The organism is Streptomyces sp. NPDC014995 (assembly GCF_043080745.1).
Taxonomy (GTDB): domain Bacteria; phylum Actinomycetota; class Actinomycetes; order Streptomycetales; family Streptomycetaceae; genus Streptomyces.
Map to the genome: position 1 here is coordinate 311764 of NZ_JBIBVX010000007.1, position 26021 is coordinate 337784.

General features: G+C 73.2%; 25 protein-coding genes, 1 tRNA gene, 2 pseudogenes and 1 riboswitch. Of the genes and pseudogenes, 21 read left to right on the forward strand and 7 right to left on the reverse strand.

Translation table 11 applies throughout. From position 1 onward, the window contains the following. Window positions 1–51: 51 nt before the first annotated feature. Both ACF1A1_RS16980 and ACF1A1_RS16985 read left to right on the forward strand, forming a co-directional pair. The gene (locus tag ACF1A1_RS16980) at window positions 52–711 is read left to right on the forward strand and encodes a helix-turn-helix domain-containing protein (protein WP_392000584.1); all 660 of its coding nucleotides are present in this window, start codon (window positions 52–54) and stop codon (window positions 709–711) included. Further along, complete coding sequence (locus ACF1A1_RS16985; protein WP_392000585.1) at window positions 708–830, forward strand: DUF6126 family protein; 123 nt, start codon at window positions 708–710, stop codon at window positions 828–830. Before ACF1A1_RS16980 ends, ACF1A1_RS16985 begins: the two co-directional genes overlap by 4 nt. Before the next feature lie 11 nt (window positions 831–841). Here ACF1A1_RS16985 and ACF1A1_RS16990 read toward each other — a convergent pair whose 3' ends face one another. After that, window positions 842–1639 (reverse strand): tyrosine-protein phosphatase, encoded by a 798-nt coding sequence (locus ACF1A1_RS16990; RefSeq protein WP_392000586.1) that lies wholly within the window; start codon window positions 1637–1639, stop codon window positions 842–844. A gap of 220 nt (window positions 1640–1859) precedes the next feature. Between ACF1A1_RS16990 and ACF1A1_RS16995 the strand changes: the two genes are divergently transcribed. From ACF1A1_RS16995 to ACF1A1_RS17010, 4 genes are all read left to right on the forward strand, one after another. Beyond that, on the forward strand, window positions 1860–3932 hold the full coding sequence (locus ACF1A1_RS16995; RefSeq protein ID WP_392000588.1) for an alpha-galactosidase: 2073 nt from the start codon (window positions 1860–1862) through the stop codon (window positions 3930–3932). Between the two features lie 306 nt (window positions 3933–4238). Then, window positions 4239–4397: riboswitch (cyclic di-AMP (ydaO/yuaA leader) on the forward strand. Window positions 4398–4401: 4 nt separating this feature from the next. Continuing rightward, a complete protein-coding gene (locus ACF1A1_RS17000; protein WP_392000589.1) occupies window positions 4402–5391 on the forward strand; it encodes a peptidoglycan DD-metalloendopeptidase family protein in 990 nt (329 codons plus the stop codon). A 234-nt stretch (window positions 5392–5625) separates the two neighbouring features. Next, complete coding sequence (locus ACF1A1_RS17005) at window positions 5626–6339, forward strand: DUF6250 domain-containing protein (RefSeq protein ID WP_392000590.1); 714 nt, start codon at window positions 5626–5628, stop codon at window positions 6337–6339. 145 nt (window positions 6340–6484) lie between these two features. Next, complete coding sequence (locus tag ACF1A1_RS17010; RefSeq protein ID WP_392000720.1) at window positions 6485–7270, forward strand: SGNH/GDSL hydrolase family protein; 786 nt, start codon at window positions 6485–6487, stop codon at window positions 7268–7270. A gap of 102 nt (window positions 7271–7372) precedes the next feature. Here ACF1A1_RS17010 and ACF1A1_RS17015 read toward each other — a convergent pair whose 3' ends face one another. Together ACF1A1_RS17015 and ACF1A1_RS17020 are read right to left on the reverse strand one after the other, a co-directional pair. Further along, window positions 7373–7993, reverse strand: coding sequence for a TetR/AcrR family transcriptional regulator (locus ACF1A1_RS17015; protein ID WP_392000591.1), 621 nt, complete (start codon window positions 7991–7993; stop codon window positions 7373–7375). A gap of 41 nt (window positions 7994–8034) precedes the next feature. After that, window positions 8035–8725, reverse strand: a pseudogene (locus ACF1A1_RS17020) (hypothetical protein). Between the two features lie 161 nt (window positions 8726–8886). On the opposite strand from ACF1A1_RS17020, the gene ACF1A1_RS17025 reads away from it, so the two are divergent. The 13 genes from ACF1A1_RS17025 (at window position 8887) to ACF1A1_RS17085 (ending at window position 20307) form a co-directional block, all read left to right on the forward strand. Next, on the forward strand, window positions 8887–10116 hold the full coding sequence (locus tag ACF1A1_RS17025) for an MBL fold metallo-hydrolase (protein ID WP_392000592.1): 1230 nt from the start codon (window positions 8887–8889) through the stop codon (window positions 10114–10116). A 354-nt stretch (window positions 10117–10470) separates the two neighbouring features. Further along, a complete protein-coding gene (locus ACF1A1_RS17030) occupies window positions 10471–12648 on the forward strand; it encodes an ATP-binding protein (RefSeq protein WP_392000593.1) in 2178 nt (725 codons plus the stop codon). A 74-nt stretch (window positions 12649–12722) separates the two neighbouring features. Beyond that, on the forward strand, window positions 12723–13157 hold the full coding sequence (locus tag ACF1A1_RS17035; RefSeq protein WP_392000594.1) for a roadblock/LC7 domain-containing protein: 435 nt from the start codon (window positions 12723–12725) through the stop codon (window positions 13155–13157). A 2-nt stretch (window positions 13158–13159) separates the two neighbouring features. After that, window positions 13160–13531, forward strand: a complete 372-nt coding sequence (locus ACF1A1_RS17040) for a DUF742 domain-containing protein (protein WP_392000721.1) — start codon at window positions 13160–13162, stop codon at window positions 13529–13531. After that, window positions 13509–14138: an ATP/GTP-binding protein gene (locus ACF1A1_RS17045; RefSeq protein ID WP_392000596.1), complete on the forward strand. Its 630-nt coding sequence runs from the start codon at window positions 13509–13511 to the stop codon at window positions 14136–14138. The genes ACF1A1_RS17040 and ACF1A1_RS17045 overlap by 23 nt, the downstream gene beginning before the upstream one ends. 61 nt (window positions 14139–14199) lie before the next feature. Next, a complete protein-coding gene (locus ACF1A1_RS17050) occupies window positions 14200–14766 on the forward strand; it encodes a GAF domain-containing protein (RefSeq protein WP_392000598.1) in 567 nt (188 codons plus the stop codon). A 309-nt stretch (window positions 14767–15075) separates the two neighbouring features. Beyond that, window positions 15076–16104 carry an L-threonine 3-dehydrogenase gene (gene tdh, locus ACF1A1_RS17055; RefSeq protein ID WP_392000599.1) on the forward strand — a complete coding sequence of 343 codons (1029 nt, stop codon included), beginning with the start codon at window positions 15076–15078 and terminating at the stop codon, window positions 16102–16104. A 68-nt stretch (window positions 16105–16172) separates the two neighbouring features. Then, window positions 16173–17369, forward strand: coding sequence for a glycine C-acetyltransferase (locus ACF1A1_RS17060; RefSeq protein WP_392000722.1), 1197 nt, complete (start codon window positions 16173–16175; stop codon window positions 17367–17369). Window positions 17370–17400: 31 nt separating this feature from the next. Continuing rightward, window positions 17401–18312, forward strand: coding sequence for a LysR family transcriptional regulator (locus tag ACF1A1_RS17065; protein WP_392000601.1), 912 nt, complete (start codon window positions 17401–17403; stop codon window positions 18310–18312). A 257-nt stretch (window positions 18313–18569) separates the two neighbouring features. Then, window positions 18570–19157 carry a helix-turn-helix domain-containing protein gene (locus tag ACF1A1_RS17070; RefSeq protein ID WP_392000603.1) on the forward strand — a complete coding sequence of 196 codons (588 nt, stop codon included), beginning with the start codon at window positions 18570–18572 and terminating at the stop codon, window positions 19155–19157. After that, complete coding sequence (locus ACF1A1_RS17075; RefSeq protein ID WP_392000605.1) at window positions 19154–19675, forward strand: GNAT family N-acetyltransferase; 522 nt, start codon at window positions 19154–19156, stop codon at window positions 19673–19675. Before ACF1A1_RS17070 ends, ACF1A1_RS17075 begins: the two co-directional genes overlap by 4 nt. A 30-nt stretch (window positions 19676–19705) precedes the next feature. Beyond that, window positions 19706–20065 (forward strand): MmcQ/YjbR family DNA-binding protein, encoded by a 360-nt coding sequence (locus tag ACF1A1_RS17080; protein WP_392000606.1) that lies wholly within the window; start codon window positions 19706–19708, stop codon window positions 20063–20065. A gap of 168 nt (window positions 20066–20233) precedes the next feature. Next, window positions 20234–20307, forward strand: a tRNA-Pro gene (locus ACF1A1_RS17085). Between the two features lie 909 nt (window positions 20308–21216). Here the strand turns inward: ACF1A1_RS17085 and ACF1A1_RS17090 are convergent. Continuing rightward, entirely contained in the window at window positions 21217–21867 is a 651-nt protein-coding gene (locus tag ACF1A1_RS17090; RefSeq protein WP_392000608.1) for a TetR family transcriptional regulator, read from the reverse strand. A gap of 56 nt (window positions 21868–21923) precedes the next feature. On the opposite strand from ACF1A1_RS17090, the pseudogene ACF1A1_RS17095 reads away from it, so the two are divergent. Then, window positions 21924–22858 (forward strand): annotated as a pseudogene (locus ACF1A1_RS17095) (oxidoreductase). Between the two features lie 3 nt (window positions 22859–22861). On the opposite strand, the gene ACF1A1_RS17100 reads toward ACF1A1_RS17095, so the two are convergent. From ACF1A1_RS17100 to ACF1A1_RS17110, 3 genes are all read right to left on the reverse strand, one after another. Next, window positions 22862–23254 carry a (2Fe-2S) ferredoxin domain-containing protein gene (locus ACF1A1_RS17100; protein WP_392000723.1) on the reverse strand — a complete coding sequence of 131 codons (393 nt, stop codon included), beginning with the start codon at window positions 23252–23254 and terminating at the stop codon, window positions 22862–22864. Window positions 23255–23319: 65 nt separating this feature from the next. Next, a complete protein-coding gene (locus ACF1A1_RS17105; RefSeq protein ID WP_392000724.1) occupies window positions 23320–23850 on the reverse strand; it encodes an NUDIX hydrolase family protein in 531 nt (176 codons plus the stop codon). A 328-nt stretch (window positions 23851–24178) separates the two neighbouring features. Continuing rightward, window positions 24179–24991: an SAM-dependent methyltransferase gene (locus ACF1A1_RS17110; protein WP_392000609.1), complete on the reverse strand. Its 813-nt coding sequence runs from the start codon at window positions 24989–24991 to the stop codon at window positions 24179–24181. A gap of 159 nt (window positions 24992–25150) precedes the next feature. Here ACF1A1_RS17110 and ACF1A1_RS17115 point away from each other — a divergent pair, with 159 nt between their 5' ends. Further along, window positions 25151–26020, forward strand: a complete 870-nt coding sequence (locus ACF1A1_RS17115; RefSeq protein WP_392000611.1) for a Cof-type HAD-IIB family hydrolase — start codon at window positions 25151–25153, stop codon at window positions 26018–26020. Window position 26021 lies beyond the last annotated feature (1 nt).

Sequence of the window (26021 nt, forward strand, 5' to 3'; positions counted from 1 at the left end):
CTCTGAGGCAAGAAATTTGCCAGAGAGGCAAGGCTCGGGCTGAATGGAGGCATGAGCTCCTCCGACGCCGATCCCGGCATCGATTCCGGTAACGGTCCCGGCACCGGTTCCGTTCCCGGCCCGGGCGACACCCTGCCCGCCGTCGCACCGCAGTTGCGCGCCCTGCGCCGCCGGGCCGGACTGACGCTGGAGGCCGCGGCCCGGGCCGCCGGTCTGTCGCCCGCCCACCTCTCCCGGCTGGAGACCGGGCAGCGTCAGCCCTCGCTGCCGATGCTGCTGGCGCTCGCCCGTGTCTACGGTACGACCGTCTCGGAGCTGCTCGGCGAGACGGTCGCCGGCCGGGACGCCGTCGTGCGCGCCGACGCCATGGAGCCGACCCACGCCGGTGGCTGGACGTACTGGCAGGCCGGTGCGCCCGGGCGGGGCATGCAGGCCCTGCGCGTCCACGTGCCGTACGGCTCCCAGGGCGACATCGTGCGGGTGCACGCCGGTGAGGAGTGGCTGTACGTCCTCACCGGACGGCTGCGGCTGCGGCTCGGCGACACCACGCACCTGCTCGGCCCGGGCGACAGCGCGCACTTCGACTCGCTGACCCCGCACCGTATCGCCGCACAGGACCCCGACGGCGTGGAGCTCCTCTTCGTCCACACCCTGCTGCAGAGCCCGACGGCCGCACTGTGCCTCGGTCCCACCCCTGGAGAGACGTCATGAGCGACATCGAGGAGAGGTTCCCGCGGAGCCTCTGGATCCGGCTGATCATCTACATCGCGGTGGGGCACGTCTTCGCGGCGTTCCTCTGGCTGCTCTTCGAGGTCGGCGCCAAGCAGTAGGCCCGCGGGGCTCAGTCGAGCATCCGCTCCCGCAGCCGCTCGCGGGTCCCGGCGGTCAGCCCGAGGCCCCGCTCCAGATAGGCGTCGACGCCGCCCCACGTCTCCTCGATGGTCTCCATCGCCGCCGCGAGGTACTCGGCGCGCGCGTCGAAGAGGGGGCTGAGCAGCTCCATGACCTCGGGGGAGTAGGCCGAGGCGGAGGTGCTGGTGCGGTGGACCTTGTAGCGGCGGTGCTTGGCGTTCGACTTCAGGTAGTCGTCGAGGATCGCGTCGCGCTCGACACCGAGGGCGAGCAGCGTCACCGCGACGGACAGGCCGGCCCGGTCCTTGCCCGCGGCGCAGTGCATCAGGGCGGGGACGCTGTCCTCGGCGAGCGCGTGCACCACCTGGGAGTGTTCGGCGGTGCGCTCCCGGATGATCGTGCGGTAGGAGACGATCATCCGGTGCGCGGCCTTGCCGTCCGCGAGGATCTCGCGCAGCTGGTCGATGTCGCCGTCGCGGACCATCTTCCAGAACTCCGCGCCGTCCGCCGGGTCCGTCAGCGGCAGGTTCACATTGCGCACGCCCGGCAGCTCGACGTCCGCGCCCTCCAGCTTCTGGTCCGCCGCGTTGCGGAAGTCGAAGATGGTGTGCAGGCCGAGGGAGGAGAGGAACACGGCGTCCTCGCCGGTCGCGTGCGCGAGGTGGCCGCTGCGGAACAGCACGCCGTGACGCACCCGCCGTCCGTCGACGGTCGGCAGGCCGCCCACGTCGCGGAAGTTGCGCACGCCGGCCAACTCGGGTTCGGTCGACGGGATCTGCTGCGTCACAGGGGCTCCTCCAGTCGTCGGTCCCGGCCGGCGCGGCTCGGGGTGGCCGACGGAACACTTCCCCGACGATACGACACGGATGCGCGGCGCCCGGGGGCGTCCACGGGTGAGCGCGGCCACCCGGCCCGGTGAACGGTCGTCGCCCAGGTTTGCCCAGCGGGACGCCCGCCCCTGATGATGTTCGTGCTTGATCGCACCTGTTCGAATCAGTGGGGGTTTGATGCCCGAGTCCGCCGTCGACGGCCGTACCTGGCTCCTTTCGGGACCCGGCAGCAGCTACGCCGTCCATGTCACCGAGGCCGACGAGCTGGTGCATCTGCACTGGGGTCCGCGGCTCGCCCTCGCCGACGCCGAGGCGCTCGCCGAGCGGCCGCTGCCGGACTACTGGCCCTTCGAGTCGCCGCTCGACGGCCGGGAGGAGTACCCGGTCGAGGGCGGCGCCCGCTTCGTGCGGCCCGCCCTGTCCGTGCGCACCGCCGGACGGCGCGGCACCGAGTGGGTCTTCGCGGGGCACGAGAGCGAGGACGACGAACTGCGGCTGCGCTTCCGGGACGCCGGGCTGGCCGTCACGCTGCACTACCGAATGCGCGGCGACGTCGTCGAGCGCTGGGCGACCCTGCGCAACGAGGGCGACGAGCCGCTGGAGCTGCTCCGCGCCGACTCCGCCACCTGGACGCTGCCCGACCGCGACGGCTGGCGCCTGTCCCAGCTGCACGGCCGCTGGGCCGCCGAGTCCCGCCTCACGCGGTCCCCCCTCACCTACGGCGAGAAGGTCATCGGCAGCCGCCGCGGCCACACCGGCCACCAGCACCTGCCCTGGGTCGCCCTGGACACCGACGCCACCGAGGAACGCGGCGAGGTCTACGGCTGCGCCCTCGGCTGGTCGGGCTCCTGGCGGATCGCCGTCGCGCAGCTCCCCGACGCGCGCGTGCAGATCACCGGCGGCGCCGGCTACGACGACTCGGGCCTGCTGCGGCTGGCGGCGGGGGAGTCCTTCACCACGCCCGTCTTCGCCGGCCTGTGGACCGACGGCGGCTTCGGCGGCGCGAGCCGCGCCTGGCACGCCTACCAGCGCGCGTACGTGATCCCGGACGCCGAGCGCGACCGGCCCGTGCTGTTCAACTCCTGGGAGGCCACCTACTTCGACATCTCCGAGGAGCAACAGGCGGCCCTCGCACGCCGGGCCGCGGACGTCGGCGTCGAGCTGTTCGTGGTCGACGACGGCTGGTTCGGCGCGCGCACCGGCGACCACGCCGGCCTCGGTGACTGGCGGCCCAACCCCGACCGCTTCCCGAAGGGCCTGAGGCCCCTCGCGGACCACGTGCATGCGCTCGGCATGCAGTTCGGCATCTGGGTCGAGCCCGAGATGGTCAACCCCGACAGCGACCTGTACCGGGCGCACCCCGACTGGGTGCAGTTCCAACCGGGGCGAAAGCGGACGGAACTCCGCAAACAGCTCGTCCTCAACCTCGCCCGTGAGGACGTGCAGGAGTACCTCTGGCAGCAGCTCGACACGTTGCTGTCCAGCGCTCCCATCGACTACGTCAAGTGGGACTTCAACCGCTGCTTCACCGACGCCGGCTGGCCCGACGACCCCTACCCGCAGCGGCTCTGGGTCGACCACGTGCGCGCCCTGTACGCGCTGCTGGACCGGCTGCGGGCGGCCCACCCGGGGGTCGCCTTCGAGTCCTGCTCGGGCGGCGGCGGCCGGATCGACCTCGGGGTCATGAGCCGTACCGACCAGGTGTGGACCTCCGACAACACCGACCCGCTGGACCGCCTCGCCATCCAGCACGGCTTCAGCCAGATCCATCCCGCGCGCGTGATGGCCGCCTGGGTCACCGACAGCCCCAACACCCAGCTGAACGGCCGGACCAGCTCGCTGCGCTTCCGGTTCGTCAGCGCCATGGCCGGAGTGCTCGGCGTCGGCGGCGACCTCTCCGGGTGGACCGAGGAGGAGCTCGCCGAGGCTCGGCGGTGGGTCGACCTCTACAAGGAGATCCGGCCCCTCGTGCAGCACGGCGACCTCTACCGGCTGCGCCCCCCGGAGGGCGGGCTGAGCGCCGTGCAGTACGTGCGCGGGGGTGAGACCGTCGTCCTCGCCTGGCTCCAGACGCAGCGGTACGGCGAGCCGGTGCCGGCGCTGCGCCTGCGCGGCCTCGACCCGACAGTCTCGTACGAATGCCTCGAAACGGGCGAAGTGCACCGAGGGGCGGTGTTGTTGCATCACGGGCTGCGTACCGGGTTGCGTGGTGACCTTGATGCGGCGGTTATCCGGCTGCGTCGCATCTGAGAGTTCTGTCCGAATTGGAATCCTTCGTTCCAACTCGCTCTGGAGTAAACGAACCTGGAGACGTGTCACGTGAGGAGCGTCATATTCGTGACCGAGCGTCGCCCGTCATGTTCACGTAATTCGGGTGCTTTTCCAGGGTCTTCGGTGAAAGGCTGGCCTTTTGGCTCACGGACGGTGACCGGGAATTCCCACGGCGGATCACGAGAAATGCCGTGACAGCACAACCTTCGCTTGTCCCTGTGCGTCTTGGTCGCTTACGTTCCACACCAATCCGGACGGGCCGCCGAATCCTGCCGCCGCCCGGAGTCCGCACACTCACCCGTGCACGGCAGGAGCGGGGGACCCACAGGCAGAACCGCCTGTTCCGGTCTCCGGAACAGGCTTGGGGTAAAGCCGCGCCTCGGCGCGGCCGGGCATCTCCAGTCCGCACCCGACAGCTCACCTCGCAGGCGCCGGAGAGGAATTCGCCATGCCCGCGAAGGGTAAGCACCGCCGTCCGAAAACCCAGCGCTTCACCCGCTCCATAGCCGTCGCCGGAACCGGGGGCGCCGCGCTCGCCCTTCCGCTCATGGGGGCCACCGGCGCCCACGCCGCGCCCGCCAAGCCGGCGGCCGAGTCGGTCTCCTCGGTCTCGGGAAAGGCCGTCCAGGCCGTTCCGGTCGCGCAGCAGGCCGCCACCGGGTCGAAGGCCGCCGCGACCCCCCGTACCTACACGGTGCGGGCCGGCGACTACCTCTCGAAGATCGCGGACGAGCAGAACGTCAGCGGTGGCTGGCACAAGCTGTACGAGGACAACCGTGCGGCGGTCGGTGACGACCCGTCGCTGATCCACCCCGGCCTCAAGCTGTCGATCGGCAAGAAGGCCACGACCGGCGCCCCCAAGACGCCGTCCGCTTCGTCCGGTTCCTCCTCCTCGTCGAAGTCCTCGAAGTCCTCGAAGTCCTCGAAGCCCTCGAAGCCCTCCAAGGCGTCGGAGTCGTCGAAGGCCTCGGAGTCCTCGTCGTCGCAGACGTCGACCACCCAGGTCGCCGAGAGCGGCGGCAACTCCAGCGGTTACACCAAGCCCGTGGCCGGTGCCACCGTCGGCACCCCGTACCGCATGGCCGGCAGCATGTGGTCCAGCGGCTACCACACCGGCGTCGACTTCGTCGTCCCGACCGGTACCTCGCTCAAGGCCGTCGGCGCGGGCACGGTCGTCTCCGCCGGCTGGGGCGGGGCGTACGGCAACCAGGTCGTCATCAAGCTCGCCGACGGCTACTACGCCCAGTACGCCCACCTGTCCTCGCTCTCGGTCTCGGCCGGCCAGTCCGTCTCCGCGGGCCAGCAGATCGGCCTCTCCGGCGCGACCGGCAACGTGACCGGCCCGCACCTGCACTTCGAGATCCGCACCACGCCGGACTACGGCTCGGACCTCGACCCGATCGCCTACCTGCGCTCGCACGGCGTCTCCGTCGGCTGACCTCCGGCACGACCACCGCACGACCCCTGCCCGAACACGCACGCCGAAGGCCGGACCCCTGGAATGCACCTTCCCGGGTCCGGCCTTCGGCGTGCGTGCGGACGGCCTCCGGAGGCATCGACAAGGGGGGTGGAGTGGGGGCACAGTGATCCCCGACAGGGGAAAGCGCTTTCTGGACGTGGGGGCGGAGGTCCGTCACCCACACCACCCGGCCCACCGAAGGAGCCGTACTCCATGACGACCACCCGCAGGGCCTTGGGCACCCTGGCCGCCGGCGCCGCCCTGGCCGCTCTCGCCCCGGCCGCCACCGCGAGCGCCGCGTCCCGCCACCGCCGTCTCGTCGCCCACGACGACTTCCGCCACGGCCTCGGCCGGTGGGCCGTCGAACTCGAGAAGGGCGGCACGGTCACCGCCTCCCGCGGGATCCTGGAGGTGGACGTACCCGCCGGCGCGACGATCTGGTTCAAGCAGCGCCTCCAAGGGCCGTACGTCCTCGAGTACACCGCCACCCCGGTCGCCGCGGGCGGCGTCAACGACCGCGTCTCCGACCTCAACAACTTCTGGAACGCCGTCGACGTCCGCTCCCCGGACGACCTCTTCGCGACCCCCAGGGGCGGGGCGCTGGCGGAATACGACCACCTGAGGGCGTATTACGTCGGCTACGGCGCCAACACCAACACCACGACCCGGCTGCGCCGCTACGTCGGCCGGGCGGGGGTGCGGCCGCTCGTCCTCGACTACACCGAACCGTTGCTCGTGGCCAATGAGCCGAACCGCGTCCGTGTCGTCTCCGACGGCTCCACCGTCCAGTGGTGGAACAACGGGCGGCTCGTCTTCGACCACACCGACCCGGAGCCGTACACCAGCGGGCACTTCGCGTTCCGCACCACCTGGAGCCACTTCCGGATCAGCGGGTTCCGGGTGTGGTCGTCGCATCGACGCGGCTGACGGGGGGTCTATTCCCTGATTGGCAAATTCTTTAGGAGTGGCTTATCTCACCGCCCGTCAACCCTCGCCTACGGTCGCGTAGGTCACATTCGAAGGTGAATCATGCACTGCTGTGGCAGACGATTCGAAGAATGACAGCAGATCAGTGATCGGGTCGTACGTGGCGGTGGGGGACAGCTTCACCGAGGGCGTCGGCGACCCCGGCCCCGACGGGGCATTCGTCGGCTGGGCCGACCGGTTCGCGGTGCTGCTCGCGGACCTGCGGCCCGAGGGCGACTTCAACTACACGAACCTGGCGGTGCGCGGCAAACTGCTCGACCAGATCATGGCCGACCAGCTGCCGAAGGCGGTGCGACTCGCGCCCGACCTGGTCTCCTTCTGCGCGGGCGGCAACGACATCCTCCGTCCCGGCACCGACCCGGACGAGGTCGCGGAGCGCTTCGAACGGGCGATCGCCGCGCTGACCTCCGCGGCCGGGACGGTCATGGTGACGACCGGCTTCGACACCCGTGGCGTCCCCGTGCTCAAGCACCTGCGCGGCAAGATCGCCACCTACAACGGGCACGTCCGCGCCATCGCCGACCGGTACGGCTGCCCGGTGCTCGACCTGTGGTCCCTGAAGTCCGTCCAGGACCGCCGGGCCTGGGACCACGACCGGCTCCACCTCTCCCCGGAGGGGCACACGCGCGTGGCCCTGCGCGCCGGGCAGGTCCTCGGCCTGGAGGTGCCCGCCGACCCGGAGCAGCCCTGGCCGCCGCTCCCGCCGCGCGGCACCCTCGAGATTCGGCGCGACGACGTGCACTGGGCGCGCGAGTACCTCGTGCCGTGGATCGGGCGCCGGCTGCGCGGGGAGTCCTCGGGCGACCATGTGACGGCCAAGGGCACGCTGTCGCCGGACGACATCAAGATGCGGATCGCCTCCGTGGCGTGAGCCCCGCCGGTGCGCGGCCGGCCGCCGACGCCTGGCGGCCGGCCGCGCACCCGCGAGGTGAGCAGACGGGACTGACACCCCCGCGCCGACAGCCTGAAGGGCTCAGAGTCGCTCGGCGTTCAACGTCCGCGTCTCCAGCCCGAGTTCCCGGGCCAGTGCCTCGTCCACCCACTCCCGTGCGCGGGGCCGGGAGACCGCGCCGTCGTAGGAGGTCAGCTGCACGGCGAGGCCGTCGAGCAGGGCCGTCAGGCGCAGGGCGGTGCCGGACGGGTCCGGGCAGTGGAACTCGCCCGCGGCCACCCCCTCCGCGATGACCTCGGCCAGCGCCGCCTTCCACTGCCGGTCGAGGTCGCGGGCGACCTTCCGCAGGGCGGGCTCGCGCAGCGACACCGCCCAGCCCTCGATCCACAGCCGCCAGCCCTTGGCCTGGCCCGTCGGCGCGTACCAGCGCACGGCCGACCGCAGCCGGCGCAGGGCGGTGGTGCGGCGGCCGAGCAGCTTGCGCAGGTGCCTCAGGTCGTCCTCGGCCGCGTACGCGAACGCGGAGGCGACGAGCTTCTCCTTGGTCGAGAAGTGGTAGAGCACGAGTGCGTTGCTCACGCCGAGCGCCGCGGCCACGTCGGCGATCCTGACCGCCGCCACGCCCCGCGCCTCGATCTGCTCGATGGCGGCCCGCAGCAGTTCCTCGCGCCGCTCGGCCACACTCAACCGGACTCTCGCCACGCGGTCACCCTACACAGGGCCCGCGACCTGCGCCGACGCCTTCACCGGTGGCGGCCGAACGGCTCCGCGACCACCGGCAGCCGCCGTACGGCGATCGCGTGCGCGGCGGTCCGGGGCGTCGTCCCGTCGGTGTCGGCATGCGCCTGCACCGGTTGGACCAGCGCCCGCATCGAGCGGCGCGTGTACGCGAACGCCTCGTCCGCGTCCGCGCCGACGTCGCCGAGGAGCGTCCACCAACAGGCCTTGTTCCCGGAGTTGACCACGACGTCAGGCAACACGCGCACCGCGCGCGCGTGGAGCAGTTCCTCGGAGTTCCCGGTCCGTGGCACGCAGGGCGGAGCGGTCGACGGTGCCGTGGGCGTCCCGCGCGGCCGGCAGCGTCTCCACGTCGAGACCCGCCGGATCGGCGATCGTGCCCTTGACGTCGGCGACGGCCACGACTGAAGGCGTCCGCGAGCCGCCCCCGAACCGCGGTCTCGTCGGGCAGTGGGTAGACGGCCTGGACCGACGAAGGCGGGCCCCGCCTCGGCGGCCGCCCGGTCCACCGCGTCCTGCGCCTGCCCCGGATCCTCGCCGGTGGTCCGGCAGCTCGGTGACCTCCTCCAGGGTGCAGCCCTCCCGCATCCGCGGACCGCCGCTGCACACACCGCGCACGAGCCGGTCGGCGACCAGGAAGCCCTGGCGGCCGGTGATGTCGTCGGTCCGGGTGAGGGAGAGCAAGGGGGCGGTCACGCGGGTTCCTCGACCGTAACCGTTACTGAACGGTGGGTCAGTGTCGAGAGCGTGCGGCCGCCGTGCCGACGCGGCGTCGCGGGCTCCCCAGGAGGGCGGTCCGGCTTTGTCGTAGGGGCCGACCATAATGGGAATCCTCAGCAACTCCACCTGGAGGTACCGTGGCCGGTTCCCGTTCCCTGAGCTCCGGGCTCCGCGCGTTGCAGCCCGAGGCCTTCGGCGCGGACCCGAGCGGTGAGCGCCTGGCGCGCATCCGCAGATCGCCCCGCTTCAAGGACGGGGTCTTCCAGAACCCCGGCGGGCCGGCGCGCACCCGCCCCTCGGGCTCGGCCCTCGACTTCGCCAAGGTGTTCTTCGACAGGGAGGCCCGCCCCCGCCGCGCCCCCGCGGGGACGGTCCCGGTGCACGCCACCACCGTCGCCGACCTCGCCAGGCCGCCCGCCACGGGCCTGCGCCTGACCTGGCTGGGCCACTCCAGCGTGCTCGCGGAGATCGACGGGCAGCGGGTGCTGTTCGACCCCGTCTGGGGCGAGCGCTGCTCCCCCTTCCCCTTCGCGGGCCCGAAGCGACTGCACCCGGTCCCGCTCCCGCTCGCCGCCCTGGGCCCGGTCGACGTCGTCGTCATCTCGCACGACCACTACGACCACCTGGACATGCCCACGATCAAGGCGCTGGCCGGCACGGACACCCTGTTCGCCGTCCCGCTCGGCGTCGGCGCCCACCTCGAACACTGGGGCGTGTCCGCGGACCGGCTGCGCGAGCTGGACTGGCACGAGGCGACCAAGGTCGGCGGACTCACCCTCACCGCCACCCCGGCCCGCCACTTCTGCGGCCGCGGTCTGCGCAACACGCAGCACACCCTCTGGGCGTCCTGGGTCGTCGCCGGCGACGAGCACCGGATCTACCACAGCGGCGACACCGGCTACTTCGAGGGCTTCCGGGACATCGGCGCCGAGCACGGCCCGTTCGACGCGACGATGATCCAGATCGGCGCGTACTCCGAGTTCTGGCCCGACATCCACATGACGCCCGAGGAGGGCCTGCGCGCCCACCTCGACCTCCAGGGCGGCCCGGCGGGCAGGCTCCTGCCCATCCACTGGGCCACGTTCAACCTCGCCACGCACGCGTGGTCCGACCCCGGTGAGGGCACCCTGGCCGCCGCGCGCGCCGCCGGTGCGCCCCTCGCGCTGCCCCGCCCCGGCGAGCCCTTCGAGCCGACCGCCGAGACCGTCCCGGCCGAGCCGTGGTGGCGCGCCGTGGCGCTCGCGCCGGCGGGCGGCTGGCGGCCTCTGACCGAGGCCGGAACGAAGGCCAAAGCAGATACCGAGCGTGATGTTCCGAAGGGGGCGGCCGAGGACGGCCAGGCCCCGGACGCGGTCCCGGCGGGCTGAGCGGGACCGTCCGGGCGTACGGCGGTGAGGGTCGGGGAGCGAAGAGCCCCCGGCCCTCACCTTTTGTTTGCGGCCACCTCTGATCAGGTCTGATCGACTTCTTTCCTCGGATTGTCGCAACGGGACGCGGGGTTATCGGTCTTTCGTGCGAGCCCTCATACCAGAGCGGGACGCTCCCTGCGGGAGTTTGTCAACTGCCCGCCGCACTTGTTGCGTTGGCGACTACTGTGAGTGTCCGTCGGGCGACGTGCGGCCGAATACGCGGCCCTCTCGACCGACACCGCGATGGCGCCCGCCCGAGTCGCGCACCAGGCGCGAACCACCACGCCCGACGGACACAGTACGAGGACCCCGATGTCTCACCTCCGCGCACCGGCCGCACGCGCAGACCGCCGTGAGGGCGGACGGCACGGACGACCGGTCGCCCGCACCGCACCCGCACCGGCCGAGACACACATACGGCCCCAACTCCTGCGGCTCGCCGTGCTGCCACCGACCGCCGTCGCCCTCAGCGCCTGCGCGGCCGTGCTGTTCGCCGTGCGCTCCACCGGCGCCCGGCCCGGCCCCACCCTGTGGGCCGTCCTGGCCGGCGCGCTCGGCGTGACCACCGCGGGCATCCTGATCGCGGCCGTGGCCGCCGACCGCGCCGCCCGCTCGGTCAGCGACCGCATCGAAACCCTGCGCCGCACCAGCGCACGCGGCGAGGCCGACCTGCGCACCCTGCTCGACACCCTGCGCCGCGGCGAGGCCCCGCCCCAGCGCACCTCGCGCGGCACCCCGCCCGCCCGGGCCGACGAGTTCGAACTGCTCGCCGCCGACCTGTCCCGCGCCCACGACGGGGCCGTCACCGCCGTCGTCCAGGCCGCCCAGCTCTCCAGTCAGGTCGGCAGCGAACAGAAACTCGAGGTCTTCGTCAACCTCGCGCGGCGCCTCCAGTCGCTCGTGCACCGCGAGATCTCGATCCTCGACGAGCTGGAGAACGAGATCGAGGACCCCGACCTCCTCAAGGGCCTCTTCCACGTCGACCACCTCGCCACCCGCATCCGCCGCCACGCCGAGAACCTCGCCGTGCTCGGCGGCGCCGTCTCCCGGCGGCAGTGGAGCAACCCGGTCTCCATGACCGAGGTGCTGCGCTCCGCCATCGCCGAGGTCGAGCAGTACTCCCGGGTCAGGCTGGTGCCGCCGATCGACGGCGAACTGCGCGGGCACGCCGTCGCCGACGTCATCCACCTGCTCGCCGAACTCGTCGAGAACGCCACGCTGTTCTCCGCCCCGCACACCCAGGTGCTGCTGCGCGCCAACCTGGTCACCTCCGGGCTCGCCGTGGAGGTCGAGGACCGCGGCCTCGGCATGCCCGTCGAGGAACAGAGCCGGATGAACGCCCTGCTCGCCGACCCCGACCAGGTCAACGTCGGCCGCCTGCTGGCCGACGGCCGTATCGGGCTCTACGTCGTCTCCCAGCTCGCCCGCCGGCACGGCATCCGGGTCCGCCTCCAGACCAACATCTACGGCGGCGTCCAGGCCGTACTCGTCGTACCCCAGGCCCTGTTGGGCTCGGCGCCGGACACGCTCGCGCCGCAGACGGAGGAGAGCGGCGGGGGAGGGACGCCGGTTGGGGAGGGCGCGAGGGGGCGGGCGCCCCGGGAGGCCCAGGCCCAGGTCCCGGTACGGGCCGAGACCCTGACGCCGGCCAAGCCGCAGATCCCGTCCCAGCCCCGGACCCCGACCCCCCGCTCTCAGGCCGTCCGCACGGCCGGGCCCGCGCCGGGCGGTGCGCCGATGCCGGCCGGCGGCCACCGCGGGGGCGACGACCCAGCGGCGCGTGGCACGGCCGCCGCAGGACGGTCGCCGTCGCCCGCACCGCCGCACCAGGAGTCCGGCGGGGAGCGCCGGCCGCCGACCCCGCGGGCCGTACCGCCCAACCCCCAGACCGGCCCCGGAACCCGACGCCACGACGGGCCGGCGACGCCGCCCGGCCGGGCCCGGCACGACAGCCCGCGCGGGACCGGCCGCGGCCCCGCGCCCCTGCCCGTCCGCGGCGCCCACGAGGAGCGGCCCAACCCGGCGGAGGCCGTGCCCGGCGTGCGGCCCGGCGACCGGCCCGTCGTGGAGGAGCACGAGGGCCGCGCACCGACCCCCCGCGCGGGCGCGGTGCGCGGCACCATGGGCAAGCCCCAACTGCCCCGCCGCCGCGCCCAGGAACACATCGTGCCCCAGCTGCGCGGTGGCCCCGCCCCCCGTCAGGACGCCGAACACCCCGTCGGCCACGACCCCGGCCTCATGGCCGCCTTCCAGCGCGGCATCGGCCTCGCCGAGGCCCAGCAGAGCCTGGAGCCGGACGCCTCGCAACCCGCCCCCTACACCCCGGCGGACCCCCTGCGGCCCCCGCCGGACACCACGGCCGTACCGCCCGCGTCACCCACATCCGCGGCACGCCCCGCGCCCGCGCCCGCCACCCCCCGGGCCCACGGCGCGTCCGGCCCCGACCACCACCCCACCACCCGGCACGACGGGAGCGCACCAGCCGGATGAGCACGCCCCCTACCACCCCCGCCCTCACCCCCACCGCTCCCGCAGACCTTCGTACCCCAAGGAGTCGATCCACCATGGCGAGCGATGCGCCGACCGGCCAGGTATCCGATCTCGACTGGCTGATGAGCGGCCTCGTGCAGCGCGTACCGCACACGACGAGTGCGGTCCTCCTCTCCTCCGACGGCCTCGTGAAGTCCGTCCACGGCCTCGACCCCGACAGCGCCGACCACATGGCCGCCCTGGCCTCCGGCCTGTACTCCCTCGGCCGCAGCGCCGGCGTCCGCTTCGGCGACGGCGGAGACGTACGCCAGGTCGTCGTCGAACTCGACTCGACCCTGCTGTTCGTCACCACGGCCGGTTCCGGCACCTGTCTCGCCGTGCTCGCCGGCCGCGAGGCCGACGCCGCGGTCCTCGGCTACGAGATGGCCATGCTGGTCAAGAGCGTCCGCCCCTACCTCGTGACCGCGCCCCGGCAGCAGGCCGTCGCACCGTCGGTGATGAGGCCTTGAACGTGGCGGCGGCCGGCGACGGGCCCTGGCTCGACGACGCGGCCGGACGCCTGGTGCGCCCGTTCACGGTCAGCAACGGCCGCACCAGGCCCACCGTCGCCCTCGACCTCATGTCACAGGTGAGGGCCACCGGGGTGACCCCCTTCGGCTACCTCGGCCCCGAGCACACCCAGGCCCTCGACCTGTGCCGCGCACCCGTCCCGGTCGCCGAGGTCGCCGCTCACCTGAAGCTGCCGGCGGCGGTCACCAAGGTGCTGCTGTCGGACCTCGTCGACTGCGGGGCGCTGACCACCAAGCCCCCCGAGTTCCACCACAACCCCACCGACCGGGCCCTACTGGAGGCAGTGCTCGATGGACTACGACGACAGCTCTGAGCACGACGAGTTCGCCGACGGCCCCGACCCCTTTCCGACCGCGCTGAAGATCCTGGTGGCGGGCGGGTTCGGGGTCGGCAAGACGACGTTCGTCGGCGCGGTCAGCGAGATCGCCCCGCTCAGCACCGAAGAGCTGCTCACCACGGCCGGCGCCGCCACCGACAACCTCGACGGCATCGAGAACAAGGTCGAGACGACCGTCGCGATGGACTTCGGCCGCATCACCCTCGACCCGCGGCACGTGCTGTACCTGTTCGGCACACCCGGACAGGAACGGTTCTGGTTCATGTGGGACGAGTTGTCCGAGGGCGCCCTCGGCGCGGTCATCCTCGCCGACACCCGTCGTCTGGAGGAGTGCTTCGCGGCCGTCGACTTCTTCGAGGAACGCGGCGTCGGCTTCATCGTCGCCGTCAACGAGTTCGACGGCGCCCACCGCTACGCCCCCGAAGAGGTGCGCGCCGCCCTCGACCTGGCGCCGCAGATCCCCGTCGTGCGCTGCGACGCCCGGATCTCCGCCTCCGGCGTCCAGACGCTGCTCACCCTGGTCAGGCACCTCCTCGCGCACGCACCGGCGGTACCCCGGCCGAGCCGCGGCGCCCACAGGTGATCCCCGCACACAACGCACCGGAGCCGTATATGCCCCACGTCCACAGCGACGGAGCCCGCCGATGAGCTACGACCCGCCGCGTCCGGCCGGTCGACTGCTGCTCACGCCCGAGGACAAGGACGCTCCCGCCCGCACCCTGAGGCTGCGCCGACTCGGTCTCGGCGAGCGGCCGGAGCCCGCCCTGGACGTCTTCGCGGACCGTCTGGCCGAGCTGGCCGGCGCGCCGTACGCCATGGTCAACTTCATCGGCGAGGAGCGGCAGTTCTTCGCCGGGCTGCACACCCCGGACGGCGGTGCGGCCGCCCGCGGCGGCAAGCCCGAGGTGGGACGCGGGCTGCCCCGCGACTACGGGTACTGCCCGCATGTCGTCGTGCGGCGCAAGGCGCTGGTCCTGGAGGACGTCCGCGACTATCCGCGCTTCGCGGGCAACCCGGTCGTCGACGAGTACGGCATCCGCTCCTACCTCGGCGCCCCGCTCATCGACACGACCGGCATGGTGCTCGGCACGGTGTGCGTGGCCGACCTCGCGCCCCGGCCCTGGGGCAGGGCCGGTCTGGAGACCATCAAGGCGACGGCCGCCGACCTCGTCGCACGGCTCGACCGGCCGGTGGACGACGGGCTGCCGTAGCCGGGCCGTGGACGGGCGCCGGACCGGTGGGAAGGAAGGCGCCGGACCGGTGTGAAGGAAGGTGGCGGACCGGTGGGAAGGAAGGTGGCGGACCGGTGTGAGGGGGGCGGCGGACCGGCGTGAAGGAAGGTGGCGGACCGGTGTGAAGGGAGGCGGCGGACCGGTGTGAAGGAAAGCTGTGGCGCCGCTTAAGAAATCCTCGATGGACCGGGGAGGACCGGGTGCGGCAGATTGCTCCCCGAATCCACCCCTCTCCCCGGATGCCGGCCCCTTCGGCGTGCCCGGGACCTCACCACAGGAGCCGTAGCGTTGAAGGCGCTGGTCAAGGAGAAGGCGGAGCCCGGGCTGTGGCTCACGGACGTGCCGGAGCCCGCCGTCGGCCCCGGCGACGTACTGATCAAGGTCCTGAGGACCGGCATCTGCGGCACCGATCTGCACATCCGGGCCTGGGACGGCTGGGCACGGCAGGCCATCCACACCCCGCTCGTGGTCGGGCACGAGTTCGTCGGCGAGGTCGTCGACACCGGGCGGGACGTCACGGAGATCGCGGTCGGCGACCGGGTCGGCGGCGAGGGCCACCTGGTGTGCGGCAAGTGCCGCAACTGCCTGGCCGGGCGCCGCCACCTGTGCCGGGCCACCGTCGGGCTCGGCGTCGGCCGCGACGGCGCCTTCGCCGAGTACGTCGCCCTGCCCGCGTCCAACGTGTGGGTGCACCGTGTGCCGGTGGACCTCGACGTGGCGGCGATCTTCGACCCGTTCGGCAACGCCGTGCACACCGCCCTGTCCTTCCCGCTGGTCGGAGAGGACGTCCTGATCACCGGCGCCGGCCCGATCGGCCTGATGGCCGCCGCCGTCGCCCGGCACGCGGGCGCCCGCAACGTCGTCGTCACCGATGTCAGCGAGGAGCGCCTGGAACTGGCCCGCAAGATCGGCGCGAGCCTCGCGCTGAACGTCTCGCGGGCGTCCGTCGCCGACGGGCAGCGGGAGCTGGGCCTGCGCGAGGGCTTCGACATCGGTCTGGAGATGTCCGGGCGCCCCGAGGCCCTGCGCGACATGATCGCCAACATGACGCACGGCGGCCGGATCGCCATGCTCGGCCTGCCCTCCGAGGAGTTCCCGGTCGACTGGGCCCGCGTCGTCACCTCGATGATCACGATCAAGGGCATCTACGGCCGGGAGATGTTCGAGACCTGGTACGCGATGTCGGTGCTGCTGGAGGGCGGCCTCGACCTCGCCCCCGTGATCACCGGCCGCTACGGCTACCGGGACTTCGAGGCGGCGTTCGCGGACGCGGCGAGCGGTCGCGGCGGCAAGGTCATCCTCGACTGGACCCCCTGACGTCCCGGCTCCGCCTCCCTGACCTCGACTCCCTCACTTCGGCTTCCGACCTCCTCGAAGGACTGATGATGTTCGACTCCGTGCGCGACGACCTGCGCGCCACCCTCGACGAGATCCGCGCCGCCGGCCTGCACAAGCCCGAGCGGGTCATCGGCACCCCGCAGTCCGCGACCGTCGCCGTCACCGCGGGCGGCCGCCCCGGCGAGGTCCTCAACTTCTGCGCCAACAACTACCTCGGCCTCGCCGACCACCCCGAGGTGATCGCCGCCGCCCACGAGGCCCTGGACCGCTGGGGCTACGGCATGGCCTCCGTGCGCTTCATCTGCGGTACGCAGGAGGTGCACAAGGAGCTGGAGGCGCGGCTGTCCGCCTTCCTCGGCCAGGAGGACACGATCCTGTACTCCTCCTGCTTCGACGCCAACGGCGGCGTCTTCGAAACCCTCCTCGGCCCGGAGGACGCGGTCATCTCCGACGCCCTCAACCACGCCTCGATCATCGACGGCATCCGCCTGTCCAAGGCCCGCCGTCTCCGCTACGCCAACCGCGATCTGGCCGACCTGGAAGCGCGGTTGAAGGAGGCGTCCGACGCGCGGCGCCGGCTGGTCGTCACCGACGGCGTCTTCTCCATGGACGGCTACGTGGCGCCCCTGCGCGAGATCTGCGACCTCGCCGACCGCTACGACGCCATGGTCATGGTCGACGACTCGCACGCCGTCGGCTTCGTCGGCCCCGGCGGCCGCGGCACCCCCGAGCTGCACGGCGTGATGGACCGCGTCGACATCGTCACCGGCACCCTCGGCAAGGCCCTCGGCGGCGCGTCCGGCGGCTACGTCGCCGCCCGCGCGGAGATCGTCGCGCTGCTGCGCCAGCGCTCCCGCCCGTACCTCTTCTCCAACACCCTCGCCCCGGTGATCGCCGCCGCCTCGCTGCAGGTCCTCGACCTGCTGGAGTCGGCGGACGACCTGCGGGTCCGGCTCGCCGAGAACACGGCCCTGTTCCGCCGCCGGATGACCGCGGAGGGCTTCGACATCCTCCCCGGCGACCACGCCATCGCGCCCGTGATGATCGGCGACGCGGCGAGGGCCGGCCGCATGGCCGAGCTGCTGCTGGAGCGCGGCGTGTACGTGATCGGCTTCTCCTACCCGGTCGTACCGCAGGGACAGGCCCGCATCCGCGTCCAGTTGTCCGCCGCGCACTCCACGGACGACGTGAACCGCGCGGTCGACGCCTTCGTCGCGGCGCGGGCGGAGCTGGACGCGGCCTGAGCAGCCCGGACATATTGCGATAATCGTTCGCATGATCGAAGCGCGGCGGCTCCACATCCTCCGTGCGGTGGCCGACCACCGCACGGTGACGGCGGCTGCCGCCGCGCTGTACCTCACCCCGTCCGCCGTCTCCCAGCAGCTCACGGCCCTGGAGCAGGAGACCGGCCACCGCCTGGTCGAACGCGGCGCCAAGGGGGTACGGCTCACCGCAGCCGGCGAGATCCTGCTCGCCCACACCAACGCGGTCCTCGCCCAGCTGGAGCGGGCGGAGGCGGAACTGGCCGCCTACGGCTCCGGGGCCGCCGGGACCGTCACGGTGGCCGCCTTCGCGACCGGCATCGCCCTGGTCGTGGCGCCCGCGGTGGCCCGGCTGGCCGGCACCGCCCCGGGGACCAGGATCCGCGTCCAGGACGCCGAGGGCGACGCCAGCCTGCCGATGGTGCTGGACCGGCAGGTCGACGTCGCCGTCGCGGTCGAGTACCGCGGGGCACCGGCCGCCGACGACCCGCGCCTCACCCACGTCCCGCTCTACGCCGAGCCCTTCGACGCCGTCGTCCCGGTCGGCCACCGCCTCGCCGACGCCGCCGAGGTGCCGCTGGCCGAGCTGGCGAAGGACCCGTGGATCGGCCCCTACCCCGGCAACCCCTGCCACGACGTGGTGGTCCTGGCCTGCGAGCACGCCGGCTTCCAGCCCCGTCTGGAGCACTCCTCGGACGACTTCCGCGCGGTCGTCGCGCTGGCCTCGGCCGACGCGGGCGTGGCCCTCGTCCCGCGGTCGGCACTGCGCGGCATGGACCTCACCGGCGTGGTCGTCCGCCCGGTCGACGGGGTGGCCCCGACCCGCCGCGTCTTCGCCGCCGTACGGCGCGGCGCGGAGGAGCACCCGCTGATCCGGCCGGTGCTGGAGGCGCTCGGGGAGGTCACGCCCTCCGCCACTGGCTGAGCCGGGTGCGCGTCCGGGCGCCACCGAGGCGGACGTGAGAGCCGTTCGGCGGCGGTGTCGACGGCCATCGTGCCGTGGGCGGGCGGCCGGTGTGGCCGGAGTGGTTCTTGGCGTGGGGCACCGGCGGAGCGCGGCGCCGACGTGCGCACCCCCGGTCGATCCCGTCCGTGCCGACGGGCAGCCGGCTGATCGTGACGGTGACCGATCACTGCCGTACCGCATCGAATGATTCCCGGATTCGGGATAGCATCCCGAATATGAAACAGCCTGGAGAGGTCGAGTCCACCCCCGACACCGTCGACGCCCGGCTCGCCGCCCGTCTGGCCGAGCTGCGGGCCGAACACGGGTGGTCCCTCGGGGAGCTGGCCGAGCGCAGTGGAGTGAGCCGCTCGACCCTGTCCCGTGCCGAGCGGGCGGAGATCAGTCCCACCGCCGCCACGCTCAACCGCCTCTGCCATGTCTACGGGCGGACGATGTCCCGGCTGCTCGGCGAGGTCGAGGCGGAGCCGGAACCGCTGGTGCGGGCCGCCGAGCAGCCCGTGTGGCAGGACCGGGCCTCGGGGTTCGTGCGGCGCTCGGTGTCGCCGCCGCACCCCGGACTGCGGGGCGAACTGGTCGAGGGCCGGCTCGCCGCGGGCGCCGACATCGCCTACGACCGGCCGCCCGTACCCGGTCTGGAGCAGCACATCTGGGTCCTGGAGGGCGCCCTCGACGTCACGGCCCAGGACGTCGCACACCACCTCGACGCCGGCGACTGTCTGCGGCTGCGCGTCTGGGGGCCGACGCGGTTCCGGTGCGCGGCGGACACGGAGGTGCGGTACGTGCTGGCGGTGGTGCTGCCGTGACGACGACCCGTCTCGACGCCGGCCGACTGCTGGACCTCGTCGAGGAGTTGGCCGGCCTGCTGGTCGACACGGTGGACGGTGGCGCCTCGGTCGGCTTCCTCGCCCCGCTCGACCGCGCCGAGGCCGTCGCCTGGTGGACGGAACGGGTGGCGGGCGTGGCCGCCGGGCGGCTCGCGGTGTGGGCGGCCCACGACGGCGACCGTGTCGTCGGCACCGTCGGCCTGGAGTTCCCCGGCAAGCCCAACAGCCGCCACCGCGCGGAACTCGTCAAGCTGATGGTCCACCGGGACGCCCGGGGGCGCGGCCTCGGCCGCGGCCTCCTGGCCACCGCGGAGGAGGCGGCCGCCGCGGCCGGCGTCACCCTGCTCCACCTCGACACCGAGACCGACAGCCCCGCCGAGCACCTCTACCGCACCGCCGGGTGGACGAGGGCCGGGGTCATCCCCGACTACGCGGCGAGCCCGGCCGGCGTCCTGCGGCCGACCACCCTGTACTACAAGCGGGTCGGCGCCGGGTGACTGTCAGTGGCGGACGCTACGGTGCGAAGCATGCCGGACGCCGAAGACGTACGCCGTATCGCCCTGTCCCTGCCCGACACCACGGAGAAGATCGCCTGGAGCATGCCCACCTTCCGGGTCGCCGGGAAGATGTTCGCCACGCTGCCCGAGGACGAGACCTCCATCGCCGTGCGCTGCCCCAAGGAGGAGCGCGACGAACTGGCCCTCGCCGAGCCCGGGAAGTTCTGGATCGCCGACCACGAGGCCCAGTTCGCCTGGGTCCGGGTCCGGCTGGCCGCCCTCGAGGACGAGGACGAGCTGCGGGACATCCTGGCCGACTCCTGGCGCCAGGCCGCCCCGCCGCCTCTGCTCGAGGCGCATCCGGGGCTGGGGCTTCCGGCGCGGGGATGAGCGGTTCCCGGGTGCGGGGCGCCGCAGCCGGGAAGGGGGCCGCGGGAGGGTCGCCGGGGGTGGGGTGCGAAGTGCGGGGCGCCGTAAAGGGGTGCGCGACCACCGACCCGAGTGCGGTATGGTTTCCATGCACGTTCGGCCGGGGGAAACCCCAGGTCAGGCGGGCAACGGGACGTGGCGCAGCTTGGTAGCGCACTTGACTGGGGGTCAAGGGGTCGCAGGTTCAAATCCTGTCGTCCCGACTTTTGAAGTCGCAGCTCAGGGCCGCCTTCTCAGCGATGGGAAGGCGGCCTTCGGTGTTTCCCGGGCGCGATCGACCCGCGCCAGCCGTCACGCCCGGCCGCCGGTGGCCGACGTCCGGGGCCCCGCCGCCCCGTCCCGGTGCCGGGCGGGCCACGCCTCACGCCGAGACGCTGCCCCCGCTGCGTCGGGTCGGCCGGTGGAGCCGTCGGCACCCCGACGCAGAAGCCGTGGTGATCGCCCGTTTCCCCCGGCCGACGGACCTGCTCGCCCCGGCCGCGGGGAACCGGACAGGGTCACTCCGGCCGGGCACGTCAACGGAGCACTCGCGCTGTCGGCCACGCGCGGCCCGGAGACGGAGACCGGGCCGCCGGACTCCGGCCCTCCGGCCACCTGCCTCGCCTACGCCCCGACCGGCGGATGGCTCGCGGGGCGGCGGGTGGGAGACGAGGGGCGGACCGCCGGCTGAGGCCGGGCGGCACCTCCGAGGGCGCGTGTGCGCCGTGACGACGACCGGCTTGGCCGCCGTCCCCAGCCCTTAAGGAGACGAGCCCCGGCTGGGTGAACGCCTCAGCGCGGTCCGCGCCGCTCCCGCAGCTCCTTGACCCTCAGCAGCCGCGCCAGAACGACGTATCCGAGTCCCAGCGTGGCGGTTCCCGCCGTCAGGGCGAGCGCGGTGGCCGCGGTGCCGCCGCCCAGCGCGGCCGCGCAGGCCCGGTCCGCCGCCCACGCCGGCGCCCTGGAGGACCTGCCGTATCAGGCCGGTCGCCCGGGACACGACGGTGCCCAGAGCCATCAGCGCCGACGAGCGTGCGACCCCGCCCCCGTGGACGGCTCGCGTCCCGGTCTTCGCCCCCTCCACCATCCGGCCAACCTATGTCATCAAGATCGGCACGCCCCAACTCGCCTGCTCAGGCGCCGGGTTGGGGGGCGTCCAAGGCCGGGGCCAGCAGGGTGAAGGCGTGGTCGGTCAGGGCGGCCGGGTCCTGTGTGCCGTCGCTGTCGCTCCAGCGCTGCAGGACCGTGTCGAAGGCGGTGAGCGTCATCCCGGCGGCCAGCCGTGCGCGCAGATCGGGGTCGGGGCCGGGCGGCAGGCGGTGGGTCAGCTCCGCCGCGAGGTCGTCGCGCCACTGGGCCTGGCGCTCCAGGAAGCGGGCGCGCAGGGCCGGTGTGCGCAGGATCAACCGGACCACGCGCAGGGCCCGTTCGGCGTGGTCGGAGCGGTCGGCGCACTCGGCGACCGGCACCTGGACGGTGTGCCGCAGGGCGACCGAGGGCGGCTCGTCGGCGGGGCGGGCCGCCAGCTCCGCGCGCATCGCCTCGCCCATGCCGGACAGGAACTGGACGACGACGTCCTCCTTGGACGCGAAGTACCGGAAGAACGTCCGCTTGGAGACCCCGGCCGCCACCGCGATCTCGTCGATGGTGACCCCGTCGAACCCCTTCAGGGCGAGCAACTGCAACGCCGCCTCGGTCAGTTCGTCCGAGACGAGCTGTCGCTTGCGCTGGGCCAGGGTGACGTCCGGTCGGCTGCTCACCACCCCATCGTACCGCCATGCCATTCATGACACTCGATGTCATCTTGACACTTGGTGACATGGTGGGCAACGTGTGTCGCATGACCAAGCAGCAGCGCTGGACCGCCGCGCACATCCCGGACCAGACCGGACGGGTGCACGTCGTCACCGGAGCCACCAGTGGCCTCGGCCTGGCGACCACCCTGGCCCTCGCCCGCGCGGGCGCGCGGGTCGTCCTCGCCGTACGGGACCCGCAGAAGGGCCACCGGACGGTCGCGCGGCTCACCGCCGAACAGCCGGGTGCCCGGCTGGAGGTGCGCCGGCTCGACCTCGCCGACCTCGACTCCGTCCGGGCCTTCGCCGACGGGCTGCGCGCCGACCACCCGCGCCTGGACGTCCTCGTGAACAACGCCGGAGTGATGGCACCGCCGCGCACGCTCAGCGCCCAGGCCACGAGCTCCAGTTCGCCGCCAACCACCTCGGCCACTTCGCGCTCACCGGCCTGTTGCTCGACCGGCTCGGCGCCGGGCGCGATCCCCGGGTCGTCACCGTCAGCTCGGTCAACCACCGGCAGGGCGGCCTGCGCCTCGACGACCTCTCCGGCGAGCGCGGCTACAGGCCGATGGCGTTCTACAACCAGTCGAAGTTCGCCAACGCCGTCTTCGGCCGGGAGCTGCACCGGCGGCTCGCGGCGGCGGGCAGCCCCGTGCGCAGTGTGCTCGCGCACCCGGGATACACCCGCACGAACCTGCAGTTCGACGGGCCCGTCCGGCTGTACCGGGTGCTGTTCGGGCACCTCGGCGGCCCGCTGCTCGCGCAGCCCGCGGACCGGGGCGCGCTGCCGCAGCTCTACGCGGCGACCGCGCCGGACGCGCGCGGCGGCGAGTTCATCGGCCCGGACGGCCCGGGCGAGCTGCGCGGCGCGCCGACCCGGGTGCGGCTGTCCGACGCGGCGGCCGACGAGGAGACCGGGCGCCGGCTGTGGGAGGTGTCGGAGCGGCTGACCGGGGTGACGTACGAGATGTCCCGGGCGTAGGCCTCACCTGCGGCCGCGGGCGCGCGTCTCCCGGGGCGGGCGGATGAACTGGAGCTCCAGCGTGACCGGCGGCTCGGCGACGCCCGGTCCGCCCGCGGACGCCCAGGCCAGGATCTCCTCCGTGCAGTCGTCGTCCATGGCGAACCCCACCCACGTGGCCCGGCCGCCGGCCCGGCGTCCGGCGGCGGACGGCTGGACCACGATGACGTTGGCCTGGTCGCACGGGCCGAGACAGTCCGTCGTACGGACCTCGAAGCCGCCGTCCGACGCGGCGGCGGCCGCCCGCAGCCGGTCCAGTTGCCAGGCGTGGTCGTAGCCGGGGTGCTTGCGGGCGTCGCCGCAGCAGCAGCCCCGGCACACGACCAGGGTGCAGGGGCGGCGGGCGGCGGCGCCGATCGTCACCGCACGCTGACCCGGCAGGGCACGACGATCCGGCAGGGCACGACGCGGTGCCACGCCGGTCAGGAGGCCGAGAGGCCGACGTGGGCCAGGGCCTGCCGCAGCAGGAACCCGTGCCCGCCCGGCATCTCGCTCTGCACCGCGGGCGAGGCAGCCTCCTGCGGGTCGAACCACACCAGGTCCAGGGCGTCCTGCCGGGGCCGGCAGTCACCGGTCACCGGCACGATGTAGGCGAGGGACACCGCGTGCTGACGCGGGTCGTGGTACGGCGTGATGCCCTGCGTCGGGAAGTACTCGGCGACGGTGAAGGGCTGGAGGGAGGTGGGGACGCGCGGCAGCGCCACCGGGCCGAGGTCCTTCTCCAGGTGGCGCAGCAGGGCGTCACGGACCCGCTCGTGGTGCAGGACCCGGCCGGAGACCAGGGTCCGGCTGACATTGCCGTCCGGTCCGATGCGCAGCAGCAGGCCGATGCTGGTGACTTCGCCGCTGTCGTCGACGCGCACGGGCACGGCCTCGACGTACAGGATCGGCATGCGGGCGCGCGCCATCTCGAGCTCGTCGGCGCTCAGCCATCCGGGTGTGGTCTCGGTCATGTCAGACATTGCTTGATCATACTTTCCGTGTCCGTCGGGAAGCCGGTGGACCAGGCGGGCGTTGTCCGCTCCGGCCCACCGCGCCGGCCGCGGCGCGTCGGGCAGGCCCCGGTTGGTCGGCGTACTCGGCGACACCCTAGGCGGTCGGAGCGGTACAGCGGCTCGCGGAACGGTGTGATCTCCGCTGGACCGGCCCGGGGGCGTTCCTGTCGGCACGTCCAGCGGCGGGCCGCGGTCACCCGCCCGTCGTCCAGCCCGTCCGACGCCTCGGCGTCGCCGCGCTCGCGGGCCCGCACGGTCACGGCCCGCACGGTCGCCTCGACGCCGGTCAGGGTTTGACGGCCACCGCGCCGTACTGCGGCACCACGGCCGGGGAGCCGGGCTCGGCCCGCCACTGCGAGCAGGACACCAGGCCCGGCTCCAGCAGGTCCAGGCCCTCGAAGAACGCGACGATCTCCGTGCCGCTGCGGGCGGTGATCGGCGGCGTCGCGTTCTCGTTCCAGAACTTCATGGCCGGGATCTGGCCCTCGCCGCCCACCTCGCTGTCATGGGTGGGGTGGGTCAGGACCAGGTAGCTGCCGGAGGGGACCTCGGCCATGATCCGCCGCACGATGTGGCGGGCGGCCTCGACGTCCAGCACGAAGTTCAGGATGCCGAGCATCATCACCGCGACCGGGCGGCCGAAGTCCAGGGTGCGGGCGGCGCGTTCGAGGATCACGTCCGGGTCGTGCACATCGGCGTCGATGTAGTCGGTGACGCCGTCGGTGCCACCGGTCAGCAGGGTGCGGGCGTGCGTCAGCACGATCGGGTCGTTGTCGACGTAGACGATCCGTGACTCGGGCGCGACGCGCTGCGCGATCTCGTGGGTGTTGTCCGCCGTCGGCAGCCCGGTGCCGATGTCGAGGAACTGCCGTACCCCCCGCTCCTCGGCCAGGAAACGCACCGTGCGGCCCAGGAACCAGCGGTCGGCGCGGGCGATCTCCCGGATGAGCGGGAACATGCCGGCGACGTGCTCGCCGACCTGCTGGTCGACCTCGTAGTTGTCCTTGCCGCCGATCCAGTAGTTCCACACCCGCGCGTTGTGCGCCACGCCGGTGTTCAGCCGCGCCGACCGGCCCGACCGCGTGTGACCCTCGCTCACGTCAACCGCTCCTTCTCCGCGTCCTGCCCGTCGCACGCCATTGTGCCGCCGCATGATCAACGGTGTCCCGGGAATCGGCGCAGCGGACCGGGGCTCCCGGGGCGCGTGGGGTCCCCCGGTAGGGTGACGATCCGGTCACCGCCGTACAGGAAGCAGGACATGCCCTACTCGCACGCCCCCCACCTGACCGCTCCCGAGCCGTCGGCCGCCTGCGCCGACATCCGCCTCGTCGTCACCGACATGGACGGCACGCTGCTCGACGACGACAAGCGGACACCCGAGGGACTGTGGGAGGTGCTGGCGCTGCTGCGGGAGCGCGGGGTGCTGTTCAGCCCGGCGAGCGGACGGCAGTACGCGACGCTGGCGCGGGAGTTCGCCGCGGTCGCCGACGGGATGGTCTTCATCGCGGAGAACGGCACCTATGTCGTCCGCGACGGCGAGGAGCTGAGCTCCGATCCGCTGGCGCCGGACGTGGTCGCGGAGGTCGTCGGGGCCGTACGGCGGCTCGCGGCCGGCGGCGTGGACGTCGGGGCCGTCGTGTGCGGGAAGCGGTCCGCGTACGTGGAGCGGGCCGACGAGGCCTTCCTGGCCGAGGTGCGCCGGTACTACCTCCGCCACCAGGTCGTCGAGGACGTCGCCGTCGTCGACGACGACGTCATCAAGGTGGCGCTGTTCGACTTCGGGGCGGCCGAGGAGACCACCGCTCCCGCCCTGGCGTCCTTCGCGGACACCCACCAGGTCGTGGTCTCCGGCGAGCACTGGGTCGACGTCATGAACCGCACCGCCAACAAGGGCGCGGCCCTGCGCCGGCTCCAGCGCGACCTGGGCATCACGCCCGCGCAGACCATGGTGTTCGGCGACTACCTGAACGACCTGGAGATGCTGGACGCCGCCGACTGGTCCTTCGCCATGGCCAACGCCCACCCGGAGGTCGTCCGCCGGGCCCGCCACCTGGCCCCCTCCAACAACGACAACGGCGTGCTGCGCACCGTCGTGCGCCTGCTCGGTCTCCCGGTGAGCGGCCTGTGAC